The organism is Neobacillus sp. CF12 (assembly GCF_030348765.1).
Classification (GTDB): Bacteria; Bacillota; Bacilli; order Bacillales; family Cytobacillaceae; genus Neobacillus.
The window spans coordinates 265,290-281,599 of sequence record NZ_JAUCEU010000007.1 but is presented as its reverse complement, the minus strand read 5'-3'; the positions used below and the strand labels follow the sequence as shown (position 1 = coordinate 281,599).

The 16,310-nt window shown below is 37.8% G+C and carries 15 protein-coding genes and 2 pseudogenes; 8 read left to right on the top strand and 9 right to left on the bottom strand.

Annotation, left to right across the window (positions count from 1 at the left end):
- Positions 1 to 54 precede the first annotated feature (54 nt).
- From QUG14_RS01535 to QUG14_RS01520, 4 genes are read left to right on the top strand one after another with little or no spacing between them, the layout of a single operon-like run.
- Entirely contained in the window at positions 55 to 435 is a 381-nt protein-coding gene (locus QUG14_RS01535; RefSeq protein WP_289338697.1) for a GntR family transcriptional regulator, read from the top strand.
- A gap of 2 nt (positions 436 to 437) precedes the next feature.
- Entirely contained in the window at positions 438 to 1,127 is a 690-nt protein-coding gene (locus QUG14_RS01530) for an ATP-binding cassette domain-containing protein (RefSeq protein ID WP_289338695.1), read from the top strand.
- Complete coding sequence (locus tag QUG14_RS01525; protein ID WP_289338693.1) at positions 1,124 to 1,957, top strand: hypothetical protein; 834 nt, start codon at positions 1,124 to 1,126, stop codon at positions 1,955 to 1,957. The genes QUG14_RS01530 and QUG14_RS01525 overlap by 4 nt, the downstream gene beginning before the upstream one ends.
- A 12-nt stretch (positions 1,958 to 1,969) precedes the next feature.
- Positions 1,970 to 3,184, top strand: coding sequence for a hypothetical protein (locus QUG14_RS01520; RefSeq protein WP_289338690.1), 1,215 nt, complete (start codon positions 1,970 to 1,972; stop codon positions 3,182 to 3,184).
- An 84-nt stretch (positions 3,185 to 3,268) separates the two neighbouring features.
- Here the strand turns inward: QUG14_RS01520 and QUG14_RS01515 are convergent.
- Both QUG14_RS01515 and QUG14_RS01510 read right to left on the bottom strand, forming a co-directional pair.
- A pseudogene (locus tag QUG14_RS01515) lies at positions 3,269 to 4,119 on the bottom strand (aldo/keto reductase).
- A gap of 80 nt (positions 4,120 to 4,199) precedes the next feature.
- Positions 4,200 to 5,186: pseudogene (locus QUG14_RS01510) on the bottom strand (aldo/keto reductase).
- Between the two features lie 188 nt (positions 5,187 to 5,374).
- Between QUG14_RS01510 and QUG14_RS01505 the strand changes: the two are divergent.
- On the top strand, positions 5,375 to 6,292 hold the full coding sequence (locus QUG14_RS01505) for an AraC family transcriptional regulator (RefSeq protein ID WP_289338689.1): 918 nt from the start codon (positions 5,375 to 5,377) through the stop codon (positions 6,290 to 6,292).
- A gap of 101 nt (positions 6,293 to 6,393) precedes the next feature.
- Here QUG14_RS01505 and QUG14_RS01500 read toward each other — a convergent pair whose 3' ends face one another.
- The 5 genes from QUG14_RS01500 to QUG14_RS01480 all read right to left on the bottom strand — a co-directional run bounded on the left by QUG14_RS01500 (position 6,394) and on the right by QUG14_RS01480 (position 10,854).
- Positions 6,394 to 7,620, bottom strand: a complete 1,227-nt coding sequence (locus QUG14_RS01500) for an MFS transporter (RefSeq protein WP_289338688.1) — start codon at positions 7,618 to 7,620, stop codon at positions 6,394 to 6,396.
- Between the two features lie 39 nt (positions 7,621 to 7,659).
- Positions 7,660 to 8,721: an ROK family transcriptional regulator gene (locus QUG14_RS01495; protein ID WP_289338687.1), complete on the bottom strand. Its 1,062-nt coding sequence runs from the start codon at positions 8,719 to 8,721 to the stop codon at positions 7,660 to 7,662.
- 249 nt (positions 8,722 to 8,970) lie between these two features.
- Positions 8,971 to 9,627, bottom strand: a complete 657-nt coding sequence (locus QUG14_RS01490) for an RraA family protein (protein WP_289338685.1) — start codon at positions 9,625 to 9,627, stop codon at positions 8,971 to 8,973.
- A 32-nt stretch (positions 9,628 to 9,659) separates the two neighbouring features.
- On the bottom strand, positions 9,660 to 10,184 hold the full coding sequence (locus QUG14_RS01485) for a CBO0543 family protein (RefSeq protein WP_289338683.1): 525 nt from the start codon (positions 10,182 to 10,184) through the stop codon (positions 9,660 to 9,662).
- 76 nt (positions 10,185 to 10,260) lie between these two features.
- A complete protein-coding gene (locus tag QUG14_RS01480) occupies positions 10,261 to 10,854 on the bottom strand; it encodes a class I SAM-dependent methyltransferase (protein WP_289338681.1) in 594 nt (197 codons plus the stop codon).
- Between the two features lie 157 nt (positions 10,855 to 11,011).
- On the opposite strand from QUG14_RS01480, the gene QUG14_RS01475 reads away from it, so the two are divergent.
- Entirely contained in the window at positions 11,012 to 11,824 is an 813-nt protein-coding gene (locus QUG14_RS01475; RefSeq protein WP_289338679.1) for an MBL fold metallo-hydrolase, read from the top strand.
- A gap of 119 nt (positions 11,825 to 11,943) precedes the next feature.
- Here QUG14_RS01475 and QUG14_RS01470 read toward each other — a convergent pair whose 3' ends face one another.
- Entirely contained in the window at positions 11,944 to 12,315 is a 372-nt protein-coding gene (locus tag QUG14_RS01470; protein WP_289338677.1) for a PxKF domain-containing protein, read from the bottom strand.
- 5 nt (positions 12,316 to 12,320) lie between these two features.
- Positions 12,321 to 14,204, bottom strand: coding sequence for a rhamnogalacturonan lyase family protein (locus QUG14_RS01465; protein ID WP_289338676.1), 1,884 nt, complete (start codon positions 14,202 to 14,204; stop codon positions 12,321 to 12,323).
- 439 nt (positions 14,205 to 14,643) lie between these two features.
- On the opposite strand from QUG14_RS01465, the gene QUG14_RS01460 reads away from it, so the two are divergent.
- Together QUG14_RS01460 and QUG14_RS01455 are read left to right on the top strand one after the other, a co-directional pair.
- Entirely contained in the window at positions 14,644 to 15,318 is a 675-nt protein-coding gene (locus tag QUG14_RS01460; RefSeq protein WP_289338673.1) for a response regulator transcription factor, read from the top strand.
- Positions 15,315 to 16,310 (top strand): sensor histidine kinase, encoded by a 996-nt coding sequence (locus QUG14_RS01455; RefSeq protein WP_289338671.1) that lies wholly within the window; start codon positions 15,315 to 15,317, stop codon positions 16,308 to 16,310. The genes QUG14_RS01460 and QUG14_RS01455 overlap by 4 nt, the downstream gene beginning before the upstream one ends.

Below are 16,310 nucleotides of genomic sequence, written 5' to 3'. Positions count from 1 at the left end.
TAATACATACACTTTAGATGATGTTGCCTAAAAGGTCGTATAGGAGTTGTTTCGATGAATGTAAATTTTAATAATCGTGATCCGGTCTATCTGCAGATTATTCGTTATTTCAAGGAAAAAATCGCAGTTGGTGAATTGGTGCCAGGAGAGGAAATCCCATCGAGACGCGAGTTGGCAAATAGGATGAAAGTAAATCCGAATACCGCGCAGCGAGCGTATAAGGAAATGGAGGAACAGGGTTTGATTTATACGGAGAAGAACCATCCAAGTAAAATCACGACAGATAAGAAAGTATTAGGTAAAGTGAGAGATGAGCTGCTGGTTGAAGCAGTTGATATGTTTGTGACATCGGTTCGTTCTATTAATGTACCTGTCGAGGAGTTGCTTGACTTGGTTAGGCTAAAATACACAACTAACGATGATAAGGAGGTTTAAATATGATAGAAGTAAAAGCGGTTGAAAAGATTTTCGGACGAAAGAAAATCTTAAAAGGCGTATCTTTTACCGCAAACAAGGGTGAAATCACTTGTTTAATTGGAATAAATGGAGTTGGGAAAACAACGATTTTAAATGCCATTATGGCACTTACCCCCATTAATAAAGGTCAGATCTTAATAGACGGAGAACCAATAGATAAACATACATTCGAAAAAATTACTTTTATCCCCGATGCCATTACGATGCTACCACACATGACAATAGCAGAAGCAATGGAGTTTATGAATGACTTTTATACTGGTTGGAATCAAAAACGTGCAACTGAATTAGTAGGCTTTTTTAGATTAAATCCAAGTGACAAAATTGCTTCCCTATCAAAAGGAAATACAGCAAAGGTTAATCTATTACTGGGTTTGGCACTTGACGTAGATTATGTTTTAATGGATGAGCCTTTCTCAGGAATTGACATGTTCAGTAGAGAGGAAATTGCAAATGTGTTTACAAGTCATTTGATTGAGAATCGAGGCGTAATCCTTACGACGCATGAAATAGGAGATATTGAACATTTAATAGATAAGGTTGTCCTACTAGACGACGGGATGGTCACAATGGAATTTAGTGCGGAAGAAGTACGTGAAACCGAGGGGAAGTCTGTCATTGATGTAATGAGAGAGGTGTATCAAAGATGAAAAAATACTTAAAGCTCGTAAACTTTGAAATTAACCGAATAGCAAAACTATTTGTAGTTTTACTAGGTATCACATTTGTTGCCGAGATTATAGGAGTTATTGTTATATCAAAAGAGTATCTAAACATGGCGAATGAAAAAATCTATGATGACATGATGACAAAGGCACAGTTTCTGGAAACTTTCGGTCAAATGAGCTTTTTACAAATCGTAAGAAGCGTATGGTTTATTGGTCCAATTGCAATGTGTATCGCTGGTATTGCCTTCTACATCTTTCTTATTTGGTATCGTGATTGGGTTGGAAAGAACACCTTTATCTACCGGTTATTAATGCTCCCAACAACAAGATTGAATATTTTCTATGCAAAGATTACCACTATCATGATCTCAACGTTTGGGTTAGTCGCATTTCAACTCATTTTACTACCTATCGAGATGCTGGTTATGAACGCTATGGTGCCAAATGAATTTAGAGCGGATATGTCTGTGAATGAAATTGTAACCAGCATACCTGAATTATCAATTATCATTCCAGCTAGCCTTATTGAACTTATTTTATTTTATGGAGCAGGATTGTTGGGTGTCTCCATTCTATTTACCGGAATCTTAATGGAAAGAAGTTTTAGGTGGAAAGGGATTTTAGCTGGCCTTATTTATAGCGCTTTAGCTGTTGTGATCTTTATTTCGCCATTACTTTTACAAGAGTTTGTTCTAAATGGATATTTTTATCCAATTGAATTGCTAGTGCTTGAAATCGTAATGGGATTAATCGTTCTCACAGCATCGATTTGGATGAGTGGATTCTTATTAAGGAAAAAGATCACCGTATAAGGAGTGTTAAATATGAAAAAGTACTGGAAATTTGCCGCAATCATCGTTGTTATTGTGCTTAGCATTGGAACTTTCCATGTGAATTCTAATACATCAGCGAAACAATACCCAGAGTTTGTTATCCAAACACAAAGCGGTGATGTAAATGAGATTAAGCCATTAGTGTTAGAAGGATTTTATACAGATACTTCCGCTATGAATTATGTGAATACGAACTTAAAAATCACCTCGGACGGATCTACATACAATAGTCGTTCCTTTCTAAATCAGGTAATCGGACAACCTCCGACTATGATCAAGGAATTACAGGAAGAATATCGTACCTTCATGCGAGGCAAAACCTCACAGGTTAGCTCGTTTTTTGAGGACAATCAAATACTGGCTTATGCTGATGTAGATTATAATATTGGTTCATTAAGATTGCGTGATTTTAAGTTTGATATATCTGTGTTAAGCAAAGATGATGGTAATATAGTATCATTCACGGTGGAAGTTCCAGATGGTGAAAAATTGGAGAATGTATTTGTGGCAGATGTACAAATGGTTGAGGATGAGTTGATCCTTATCACCCAAAACACGAAGAGAAATACCTTCTATGATGAAAAACATATCTATACCATTGATATGGTTAATCAGAAAATAAGCAACCATGAAGCCATTATTCAGGTTCCTGAAGGGCAAGATGATAAACGTATCGACGTACAATTAATTAGAACAAGCCCCAAAAAAGCGAGTGAACATCTTATTTTTGTAAAAACGGAAAAAAAAGTGGTTGAAGATAAGGAATCTAAAAGAGAAGAAGTTATCAATCAGGAATTCCTTTCCTACAATTTAGCAACAAAGGAAAAAGAAAAAATTAATGTATCAGACTTGCGATTAGACGAGAATCATCTTAGCTTCTTTGATGATTCTACCATTTATTTTATGACATTAAATGGACAAGAGCTCTTAGTAACTCCTTATAGTTTAGTAGACGATAAGATTGGGTCAGCATTTAGTATCCCACTATTCGGTGAAAAGGATATTGTTTATGGTCAAATGACAACCGTGAAAAACGGTAAACTTTATGTTGCTTCCTCACAAATGACTTCAGACATAAAGGGTGATGTAATCGTTGCCGATGCCGATTCAGGTGAAATCCTTTTTAAAGGCCAATTAGAATTAAAAGGTTCATCGGAAGAAAATAACCATTTGGAGTTATTTATTAATGAAATGGATGTAAATTGAAAAATAAAGAAGGAAAAACCTTCCCTCAAGTGTCAGTCACCACATAATGGCATGTCCATTATGTGGTGACCTATTAGTTGAAAATCAATCATGAATTTTATGAGTACCGAGCCACTTCACCATTGCAGGATCCCTGTGAGAAAAGAACAAACTTTCTTTCGTGTCTAACGTAGAAATCTTCTCCATATCTTCTTGATTCAACTCAAAATTAAAGATATTGAAGTTTTCAATGATTCTTTCTTTACGAACAGACTTTGGAATCACAACGACTCCTCTTTGAGTCAACCAACGTAAAATTACTTGAGCTACTGATTTGTTATATTGTTCGGCAATTGAAGCTAAAACTTCATTCTGGAAGATATTATTTTTTCCTTCTGCAAAAGGCCCCCAAGACTGGATTTGGACTTTGTTCTCTTTCATATAATTTGCACTTTCGATTTGCTGATTAAAGGGATGGGTTTCGATTTGGTTTATGCCGGTATCACTTCATTGTGAACCATTAAGTCTGCCAAACGGTCTATATGGAAGTTGCTCACTCCGATCGCTCGAATTTTTCCCTCTCGATATAATTCCTCCATCGCACGCCAAGAACCATATACATCACCAAACGGTTGGTGAATTAGGTACAAGTCCAAATAGTCTAATTGCAATTTCTCTAGCGATTTTGCGAATGCTTCCCTCGTGTTTTCATACCCTGCATCTTGCACCCAGAGTTTTGTGGTAATAAATAATTCCTCTCTTGGCACTCCACTACGCTTGATGGCTTTGCCAACCGCTACTTCATTTAGATAAGAGGCAGCCGTATCAATCAGACGGTAACCTGCCATAATAGCGTCATAAACAGCTTGTTCACATTCATTTTCATCTTGAATTTGAAAAACACCAAACCCAAGTATTGGCATTTCAACACCATTGTTTAAAATAATTTTTTTCATTAAAAACTCCTCCTATTTCCTGTTAAAAATACGTCTTTTGCAACCACAAAGGCTGACATTGATTTATTGATATACACCCCCTACTTATCGATATACTTTGCGTATTCTGCCGGATAACGGTCTCCCACAATTTCAATCTTAGAAAGTGCTTCGTTTAAATCATAAAGTTCCGCTTCCTTCAGCTCGACATCCACTGCGCCAAGATTTTCCTCTAGGCGCTCCAATTTTCGCGTGCCGGGAATTGGAACAATCCATGATTTCTTGGCAAGAACCCATGCAAGTGCGATTTGAGGAGGTGTTGCGTCTTTCCCCACAGCAATCTTCTTTATCAGCTCCACCAAAACTTGATTCATTTCGAGATTCTCAGGTTGGAACCGAGGCACAATGCTCCGAAAGTCTGAGTTAACGAATGCAGCATTATTAACAATTTTTCCGGTAAGGAAGCCCTTACCCAGCGGGCTGAAAGGTACGAAGCCGATTCCGAGTTCCTCAAGCGTAGACAGTAGTTCTTCCTCAGGACTTCTCCACATCATGGAGTATTCACTCTGAACAGCCGTGAGCGGTTGAACTGCGTATGCACTACGGATCGTTTTTACTCCTGCCTCAGAAATTCCTCAATATTTAACCTTACCTTCTTGGATCAAATCTATGACTGCTCCAGCTACTTCTTCGATTGGGACGTCCGGATCCACTCGATGTTGATAGTAAAGGTCAATGGCTTCGACCTTGAGCCTTTTTAGTGAGCCTCCGATAGCTTCCTTAATATGCTCAGGTCTACTATCAAGCCTCGACTGTCTTTTACCCTCGAGGTCAAAGCCGAACTTGGTAGCAATCACCACTTGATTCCTAAAGGGCTGGAGAGCCTCTCCAACGAGCTCTTCGTTCGCGTATGGTCCGTACACTTCGGCTGTGTCAAAGAATGTAATGCCACGGTCAATCGCCGAATGGATAACCGATATCATTTCTTTCGTGTCTGATGCCGGACCAAAACCGGAGCTCATTCCCATACAACCCAGCCCGATCGCAGAAACTTCCAATCCATCTTTTCCCAATTTACGCTTTTGCATGTTTAACACCCTTTCTTCTTGTTGCATTTTTGGTTAGTTATATGTCCTTTCTAATTATGTAACATTTGAAAAAGCGACTGGTATCACATTCCTATCAAATGATTGCCTAAAACTCTCACAGTCATTTCCATATCGGAGTATATGTATTAGAATAAAACTAGCAAGAATAAAGAAACTAGGAGAATTCTATGACTGATTCAATCTATAAATGTCAGATAGAGCTTGCCAATATCATAGAGAAATATACAGGACAGGATGGTCCTCACTCCACTGCCATTCCGTCTTTATTTTTTATTCGTCGCTCCAATGTTACCGAATTAAATCATAGTATTTACAAACCATGCCTATGCATTATCGTTCAAGGTGCAAAGGAGGTATTTTTAGCACAGGAGCCATTTCGGTACAGTCCTAGTGATTACCTTGTCGCCTCGGTTGATCTGCCTGTTTTCGGGCAAGTGACGGAAGCCTCTCCCGACGTACCGTATTTGGCTCTCACGCTTGAATTTACGCCGAGTCAAATCTTAGAAGTGATACGTGATTTTAAAATTCCAGGCAAAAAAAAAGAAAATGCTAGGCGTGGTATGTTTGTGAACCCAATCGAGTCTCCAATGTTAGATGCGGTGATCAGATTAGCTCGTTTGCTAGAAAATCCGGACGATATTCCAGTACTTGCTCCTCTGTATACAAAGGAAATTCTCTATAGGATTTTGCAAGGCCAGCATGGAGGTTCTCTGGAACAAATTGCATTAGAAGGAAGTTCTTCCTATCTTATCGGAGATGTTATTGAAAAGATCATGAATAACTATGATCGCTCTATTCGAACCGAGGAACTTGCGGAAATAGCAAATATGAGCGTTTCTTCCCTTCATCGGCACTTTAAAGAGGTAACTGCGATGAGCCCTATTCAATTCCAAAAACACCTAAGACTACAAAAAGCCCGGCAATTGTTATTGTCTGAGTCAACAGATGCCGCTGATGTCGCATTTCGGGTTGGTTATGAGAGTCCATCGCAATTCAGCCGTGAATATTCCCGCATGTATGGTTTCCCACCTAAAGAGGATATAAAACGCCTGAAAGAATCCTATGATCAAAGGATAAATGCGTAAAAAAAAACAAGTGCAGTCCAAAAAGTCAGTTAAATGACTTTTTGGACTGCACCTTCAACATACAAAAAGCTTAATTCTATTAATCTCTGAATGGCCCAAGATCAAATTACTGTGGAGTTTTTCTTTTTTAATAAATCGTTTCTTTTCAAAATGCCATTCAAGATTTCAGATCCCCAGAACATCAATGCAATAAAACCCGCAATTACAAATGGGAAGATTCCTATTGTTGAGCGTGCTGCTATGAAACCCAAAAGTGGGGGCAGGAACGTACTGCCTGTATAGGCAACAGCCATTTGATAGCCCATAATGGTCTGAGAATGCTCCTTTCCAAATCGGATTGGTGTTTCTTGTAACATACATGGAAAAATAGGTGCTAATCCTAATCCAACTAAAATAAAACCTACAAGCGAGAAAGTGGAGGGGAATGGCAGGAATAGAAGTACAGCACCAACTAAGGCAGTGATTTGCCCGGTACGAATGAGAGTACGGTTACTTACTTTCATGGTAACAAATCCTGTGATAAATCTTCCGAAGGTTATACCCGCATAATAAAAGGAAACCCATTTTGCTGCGACATCTACCGATAAGTCTTTCACATTTACGAGGAAACTACTTCCCCAAAGCCCCATTGCTGCTTCAGCGCCACAGTAAAACAAGAAAGCGATTAAAGCAAGCTTAACCCCCGTAATTTGCATAGGTTTTCTATTTTTAACATCTGCTTCATACATTCCATTATTTGTATTTTCTAGTTCTTCCGATGAATTACCATGGCTGTTTCCACCAACCTTATTCCATAAAGGTAAAGTAAGAAATAAAATAACGACTAAAACAAACTGAAGTCCAGCGATGGCAAGATACCCACTTCTCCAAGACTGCTCCCCCACAATAAATTGAGCCATAATAACGGGACCAAGCGTGGCCCCAACTCCCCAAAAACAATGCAGCCAACTCATGTGGTGTGCTTTGTAATGTGTTGCTACGTAATTGTTTATTCCCGCATCAACTGCACCTGCACCTAATCCGAGTGGTATCGCACAAATAAATAACCAAAAAATCGAAGGAGCAAAGTGAAATCCAAGCAGTGCTCCGGCTGTCATTAAACAACTGATAAATGTGACAATACCCGTTCCGAAGCGTTTAAGCAAAACCCCGCTAGCAAAACTGGAAATGATCGTTCCTCCAGCGATTGTCATAAAAAGCAATCCAGCAGTCTCAAGTCGTGCTCCGAATTCAGATTGCATCATGGCCCATGAAACCCCCAACAATGAATCTGGTAAACCTAAGCTGATAAAAGCCAAGTAAATAATTACTAAAAAGAATGTAGCCAAGTATAATTCCGCCTTTCATTTTCCTTAATATGATTTGTTTTAATTGCTTATAGAGGTGAACATGCGATCAAGACTAAGACTTTGTAATCCAAATAGATAGTCTTGTTTCCAATCACTCATAATAAGTTCCGGAAGATGTGCTGGTGGAATATACGTTGAGCTTCGTTTTAAAATTGCGTTTATGGTATTTTGGTTAACTTCATCATCGCAAAAAATAATCATATGAGGATTAATGATCGCTACAAATGAAGCTACTAACCTACTAATGGCATCAATCTCATGTTCCTCACCTATTAATGCCTTCTTTGTCCCGGCTTCATTTCCCAAAGCCTTTTGAAAATTCTTGTCATCATACTGTGGAACAAATGAAACCTCTCCTGAAAAATTAGTGCTGCCTCGCACGACAGTCCCGTTTACCATAATTCCTGCACCTGGGCCGTTTTGACCCGAATAGAGATAAACAAGTGATTCATTTTTCTTCTTTCCTTTGCTATCGTGAAACCCAAGCACTGCTGCATTCATATCGTTCTCTATCTCAACAGGAATTGAAAAATGATTTTCTAAGTACCCCTTCAAATCAAAGTTTTCAAGTTGCCCATAACCAGGTATATAAATAATTTGACCATTATTAACAGATCCTGGTACACCAACCGCGATGGAACCAATTTTCGGGAATTTTTCTAATATATTCTCAACACACTGAGTTAATAATGATAAATCAGCATCTACTAATAGACTTGAGGTGTTTCCCGCATCCTTGACTTCACCTTTACAGTTAAAAACAATATAATTTGTCTCTGTTCTCTCCAAAAAGATAGCCAAGCCTAACATATACTCTGGATTGTATCGATACCTTTTTGCCCTTCTTCCGCCACTCGAATCATCAAGCCCAATTGAAATCAGTTCACCATCCTTTTCCATTTGTGCAAGGAATTTACTAATTGTAGGGAAACTAATGCCTAATTTATCGCTAAGTTCAACTTTGGTTGCACTTTCGAGTTCTAAGAGAGATTTACGAATGCCTCGAAGGATTTCGGTTTTCATTGCTTTTGGTGTAGTATTCACATCGTCACCACCTAGTAAATTCAACTTATTAAACATCTTTAATAAGCATCCAACAAAAAACTTATTAAACCTCTTTAATAAGTAATGTTACTACTATATCACACAAATTTTTTGTAAACAATGAAAGCTGGAAAATTAAATCAGTGGACTCTAGTTGAAATCCACTGATTTAATTTTTCCTAAAAATTACACTTCGAGTAAAATTATCTGTGCAAACAAATAATATATTCAATATTTCCCCTATTTCATAAAAACTTGAGCACTTTAATTCAATCGGAAGTTTCCTCATGATCTCCTTTTAAGCGGCTCCTGATGTTCTCCTCTTTTTCTCTTTTCTTCATACAACGTAAATTCAAGAATTCTATTTTTCTCGTAGTCTAACTTATTTTCTGCCTTTTGAAACACTTCTTCAATTTGTTCTCTAGGTACGATCGTAACCCCATCTGCATCCCCTACCACTAAATCTCCTGGGTTAACGGTTACGTTCCCACAGTTTATGCGAACATTGATTTCTCCACCGCCCAGCTTCAAAGGTCCATTCGGAACAAATCCCTTTGCAAAAACAGGAAAGCCCAATGTTTCTAACTCTTCCCTATCTCTAACAGGACCATCAATCACGATCCCTTTAAAACCGACAGCCTTTGCAGCTCGTGTCAATAACTCTCCTAAATAAGCATGAGAGGTTTCACCTTTACCGTCTATGACTAGGACGTACCCTTCCTTAGCGGCGTAAATAGCATCGTTCAAAGAAACATTATCACTTGGTTTCAGCGATAAAGTGGTAGCGGTACCGACTACTTTCATCCTAGTGGCAACTGGCTTTATTTGATAATCCATACCACCGGTACAACCCATCGCATCACTTAATAGCGTTGTATTAAGTTTCTCCGCACGTTCAATAATTCGATCTGATAATAAAGGGGGCAGCGTATTCATATGCATAATCATTTCCTCCTTTCTTTCAAAAAAATATATTATTTCATTTTTTCAAGTGGTATCGGGAACATCATTAACAGAAAAATAATCCATATAACAGATAACCCCCAAGCCAATAGAGGTTTTTTATGATGTATGAATAACATTATGAACATAACGATATTAAATATCACGGACCAAGTCATATTCCAGCCGTTATGATGCCTGATTAAATAGAAGTAATGAAGATTTATGTATTCCAATATGGAATAAAGAAACACCCAAAAAGCCACCCACAATCCTTGCTTCCATCTTGTATAAGGAAATTTCCCTAAATAAAGCAAAATCGTTGATGGATACCCAATGAATATGACCATAAGGTTAATGATCGTGTGATTCCTAAGGATATTTTCAGCAAACATTGTTTCTTTGTAAGTCCACATCCAATGTTGATAAAATAAAAAATTCTTCAAAAGGTCACCGACCATAAAGAATAAAATGGTTGGATAATAGTTACTCCAGTTTCTCCAATCCCCCCATTTTATTGCTGCTAATAGGAAAACTACCACATATAGTATGAGCATTTTTTCACTCCAACTTTTTTATGAATAATTTCCCCAATTTACTTAGTAATTACTATAATGAATTCACTATCATTCATTAACGTTTCTGGCAAAAAATCGATTGCCATCCTTCTTGCTCGTTCTCTTCAAAATAAAGAACCTTCCAATCTCCAAATTCAGCTAACAATTCATTTGATTGCAGCTTAAATTGATCGGATACCATTTGATTCTGAGTTAATGGAGACTGGTAATAGGTTTCCATGAAGAAATAACCTCCATCTTTTAGAAGGTCCTTTACGACTGGAAACAGTGAACGATCTAAGTAATAGGACATGATAATGAAGTCAAAGGGATCATTCTGCCGAGATAAAGCATTCATTTCTGTAAGATCAGCAACGCGAGGCTGGACACTAAGATTGTCTTTGGCAGCCAGCTCTTGGACATGGTTGATCGCAACGTCAGAAATATCAATGGCCTCGACTTGATTGTTCATTCCAGCAAGGAACAAACTGTTTCCCCCAAGACCACAAGCTATATCCAGGGCTGTACCTCCTTCTTTAAAGTAAGAAGCCAACTTCTTTAATCTTGGATTAGGTTGAGGTTCCTTCAAGTGAGTTAGTCGATCACTATGTTTTAAATTCCATTTGTCCTTCACATTCATTTTGTAAACACCTCGATTAGTTTTTACCATAATACTCCATCCTACTATTTTTGAAAAGACTTTTATTTCTATTAATATCTGATCTCCATTGGATAAACTTCTCAGTGTTTTAATGATTTGTAATGAATACCTATTCATTTTGTGTTAAAATTTGACAAAGGGAAGGTTAGTGGGGAGGATTTCATTTATGTTCGTAAAAAAGAGTTTCAACCAGCAAACGATACATGACGTTCAAATGGGAAACGGTACAGTCGCATTTCAAGGGGTAAAATTAAATGTTCATTGCTTCATTGTGGATGGAGTTCTAATAGATACTGGGGCAGCATCTTTAGAAAAGGAGTTTCAACCATTTTTTAAACAACAAGATATTGATCAAGTTGTCATCACCCATTTTCATGAAGACCATACTGGCTGTGCGGCCTTTTTACAACAAGAGCTCAACCTACCAATTTATATGAATGATACAATGCTAGATTATTGTAAAAAGAAGGCAGCTTATCCACTGTATCGAAAGGTATTTTGGGGGAAACGTCGACCTTTTCATGCAGAGACAATCGGTAATACATTTGTATCCCGAAATGCTGTCTGGGATGTAATTGAAACACCTGGTCATGCAATTGATCATTTGGCATTTTTAAATCGAGAAACCGGTCAACTTTTTACTGGGGATCTGTATGTTCAAGAAAAGACGAAGGTTGCTTTACGTGAGGAAAGCATCCCAACCATTATTGACTCCTTATCGAGAGTATTAACCTATGAATTTGAGGATGTATTTTGCTGCCATGCTGGCTTTTTAGAGAATGGGCGTGCCGCTTTACAAAGAAAGCTAGAATATTTGTTAACTCTCCAAGGAACCATCATCAAACTTTTCGATGATGGCTTGGCTCCAAGTGAAATTGTCGAAACGATCTTTCCAAAAAAATATCCCATCACCTTTCTATCTGCAAGGGAATGGGATTCGATGCATATTATTAATTCTATCATCCTAGCACACAAATGATTTCTAAAATTACAGCAATTATGCAACATTGGCATAAAAAACCAGGAATAATCCTTTGTTCGGATTTTCCTGGCTTTCTGTCTCTCATCTCAATCATAAACTTAGTAAAGAATAACCACCTATTTTAGTAAAATATTGAAATCATAGAACGTTCGGTTACCTACATCTATCATTATATTATATATCCCTGCAGACATTGACTTTGTACTGAGGTTGAAAATATATTGATTTGCAATAGAATCATAGCGGAACAGATTCTCTTTTACTGCTGAACTTGTAGATACACCATTAGCGTCTTCTACATAAATCTCTGCAGTAGCTCCAGAAAGGTAGTTACCTACCTCATCCATTAATTGGAACTTTACTGGAAGAGTGCTCCCTGCTTTGTAAGTAGTTGATTCATCCGTTTTCACAGGTGGAAGAATTTCACTAGCGCTAATCGTTTCGCTAGCCGCCACAATCGGCAAATTCGATTCACCTTCGCTGTTCACAGCGGTTACCTTATAATATGATGTTCCAATAGGTGCTGTATTATCTGTAACTCTGGGATGGTAGAAGTTCCAATCTTTGTAAATTCACCATCTGGCGTTGATGAACGATAAATATTGTAGTTTTCTATCCCTAATATAGGAATCCAACTTACATCAATATCAGCACGATTGTTTACACTTGCCTTAATCCCTGCAGGAATAAGAGTTTTAACCGTTAAATCATATCTTCGGGAATCATATCTGCTGAAATTGTAGTTTCTAAAGTCAGGCATACGGGTAACACCTGTAATATGTTCCTTTAGATTGCTTGTACCATTGGAGTAAATAGATACTGATAGTTCTCCAGTAAGATTGTAAACGATCAGTTCATCCCTAGAATCACCAGACATATCTGCTACCATTACTTGCTCTTTTGCATCCGTATGTCCATTAAAGGTAACGATAGGATTAAAATATCCATCGTAAAGCTTTGGTACCACACCATTTGGATTTTCTGCATCTACACCTCTTCTGTATGTAGTGATGAGCGGTGTATAACTTCCTGTCCAGTTGTCAAGAGGACGTACGATACTTCCCCAATCTCCCATCGACCGCTGCTCCTGATATAAAGTTTTACCTTCTGAGGTAAAAAGGAACATTCCATCACGACCTGGTTTTCCTCTGTTAATTCTATCTAATCCTGCAAGTTCTAAGCCAGGAGAGTCGATACGGTAATCACCTACAAGTATCTGTTGTGGTTCTACTGTATCACGATTTCTAAATAGTTGGTTACCATTAACATCAAAGGCAAACGTATCGGAACCACCAAGAATGATTTCATTCTCTCCATCATCGTTTATATCTGCTACCCAGTGGGTATCTACATGATCCGGTAAATCATGTCGCCATAGTTCCTTGCCATCGTGAGAAATTAAGGAATAGTTGTTCACTAACTCATCTCTTCCATCCCCATCAAAGTCAAACGGCAGTAAGCCATGTCCAGTCTTTCCTTCATAATGCCATAGTTGGTTAAAATCCTTGTCCATCGCCCAGACGTCTGAATATCTGTCCTTCAATAAGATATCTTGTGGAGTTGGGTTACCAGAGAAATTAGCAATAAAAATGGCATCATGAGCTCTTTGACTCGGAAGTTCATGTTTTTTCTCTATCTCACCGGTTTTTCCATCAAAAATGTAAAAGTACTTTTCTGTATCTTCACCCATCTGCATAACGGTCAGTATTTCATTTTCGCCATCTGCATCAATATCATAAATCTGAACAGGCTCATCTGCCCCACTAGTTGTAACTTTCGGATCTACTGTTCCTTGCTGCCACAATAAGTTTCCTTCAATATCATAGGCGGCTAAATGTCCTACATAACGCGGATTGCGAGCATCGTCTCTTACATTTGCAGGCTGTACCATTAAAATATCTTGGCGGCCGTCTCCGTTCATATCGCCGATTCGCATTCTATTTCCAGTGCCCGCTGCACTTATATCAATCTTACTTACCAGCTTTGGGAAAGACCATTCTGTCATACCTAACACCTCAACAGATTGTTTCCCTTCTCCGGAATTATTTAATGCAGCAACCTTATATTTATAAGTGGAATCGTTTTCAACAGTATCATCAACAAAATTGGGAGTTTGTGCGTTACTAATTAATTTATAATCCTTATATCCCAATTTAGTACGATATATATTATAACTTTGTGCACCATCAACTTCGTTCCATTTCAATGAAATAGAGGTTTGGGTTATAGCAGGGATGTCAATTTCACTTGGAGCTGATAAAGCTGTATGTACTTTAGACTCAGCATAAACATTAACAGGTTGACTTAAAGAACCAACTTCAGACATCATGGTTAGTGTTAATAAAGAAGCGAGTATTGTTTTAGACTTTTTAAACATGATTTTCCCCCTACCAAAATAGTATTATGCCGAAACATGATGTCAATATTTTTTAACTAGAGCTATTTATTATTAATCACCCCCTATATTTATCTTTTATGATTTATTCTACTAATTGCCTAATGATAAGTAGGATTAGGCAACTTGTATTCAAATTATCAATATGTTAATAGTTTCACTAATTTACAAATTACTAATTAAGGAATATTTGTAAAAGTATTCCTTATAATCGTATCCCTACAGCCTGTCGCATCACAAGATGCCTTTATACTGACTTTTCAAATTATTACAAAAGATTACATGATGCATTATTACCAATATATCTTGTTCGAATGAATCTTTATTACTAGGTTCTGTGAATCCCGACATGACATGATAATCCCCCCATATTTGTGTTAAAGTAAAACTAGTGAACACATTATCAATAATGAGGGATTTTATGTATAGAATAATGATCATTGAAGACGATGAGAAAATAAGAAAGATTGTCGGAGATACATTGAAAAAATGGCAGTATGATGTGGTAGAAGTGACCCAGTTTGACCAGGTGTTAACGGAATTTGAGAAAACAGATCCGCACCTCGTTCTTATCGATATCAATCTTCCTGTTTTTGATGGCTACTACTGGTGCCAGCAAATACGCTCTGTTTCTAAGGTGCCAATTATCTTCCTTTCATCCCGAAATCAGAATATGGATATCATTATGGCGATCAATATGGGTGGGGATGATTTTATCCAAAAGCCGTTTGATTTGGATATCCTTCTCGCAAAAATCAGTGCACTTATCCGCCGGAAATATACCTATCAAGAGGGTGGGAGTCTCCAATTCAACCATCGTGGCTTGAAATTAAATGTAACCAATTCAACGATTGAATATAAGAGTCAAACCAATGATTTAAGCAGGAATGAATTCATCCTATTACAAGTAATGATGCGAAATATCGGAAAAATTGTTTCGCGAGAGGACTTAATGCAGGCACTATGGAATGAAGAACAGTTTGTCGATGATAACACACTGACCGTGAACGTGAACCGGATGCGCAGGAAAATTGCAGCACTTGGACTGGAGGACTTCATTGGCACCCGAAAAGGAATGGGGTATTTGATCGAATGACCTTCTTCCGTTTTCTAACTTATGAAAAGCCTTATATATATCTGTATTTAACCACCTTTCTAATCTCGGCAGCAGTATTTTTCACCTACAGCAATGGCAACTGGGCTTGGGGGACATTCTTTTATGCCTTTGCCCTCTCATTCGTTGTGTTATTGGGATTTTTATTCTATCGCTACCAGCAAAATGTACAAGTAATCCGTCAACTGTCTGGTGAACAATATGAAAGTTTGACGCTGGAAGGAGAATTCGCGAAAACCTATATCGAAGAATTGAAAAAGCAGCATATCCGTGAAATGAATATCATCCAAGAAAGGCAGTATGAGCATTATGATTTTATCGTTTCTTGGTTCCATGAAATCAAAACGCCGATTGCCGTCCTTCGCTTACTCCAGCAAACCGAGATGGATATAAATAGTTTAAGAGAAGAAATCACGAAAATTGAAAATTATGTTGACCAAGCTCTCTATTACGCCAAACTCGATAGCTTTAACCAGGATTACGATATTCAAAATTGTGACGTTATCAGGATTACCAAAGAGATTATAAAGGCTCATTCAAAAACCTTTTTTTCAAAAAAAATCCGCATTGACATTCAGACAAATTCATTCGAGGTCCAAAGTGACCCGAAATGGCTGCAGTTTATCATCAACCAGTTAATGACCAATAGTTTAAAATATACAGAACCTGGCGGGGAAATTATCATTTCAGCTGTTAATACATCAAATGAAAAACAGTTGCGAATTCGCGACAATGGAATTGGTATCAGTCAAAAAGACCTTCCGCGTATTTTTAATCGAGGCTTTACCGGAGAAACGGGACGCAATCATGCGAAGTCAACCGGAATGGGGTTATATTTGGCCCAACAATTATGTAACAAATTAGGACATTACATTCGTTGTACATCAGAAGTGGGAACGTTCACCCAATTTAGTGTGCACTTTCCTCTTGATAGCGACCACTATTTAAGAATACAAAAAACACACGATGAGTAA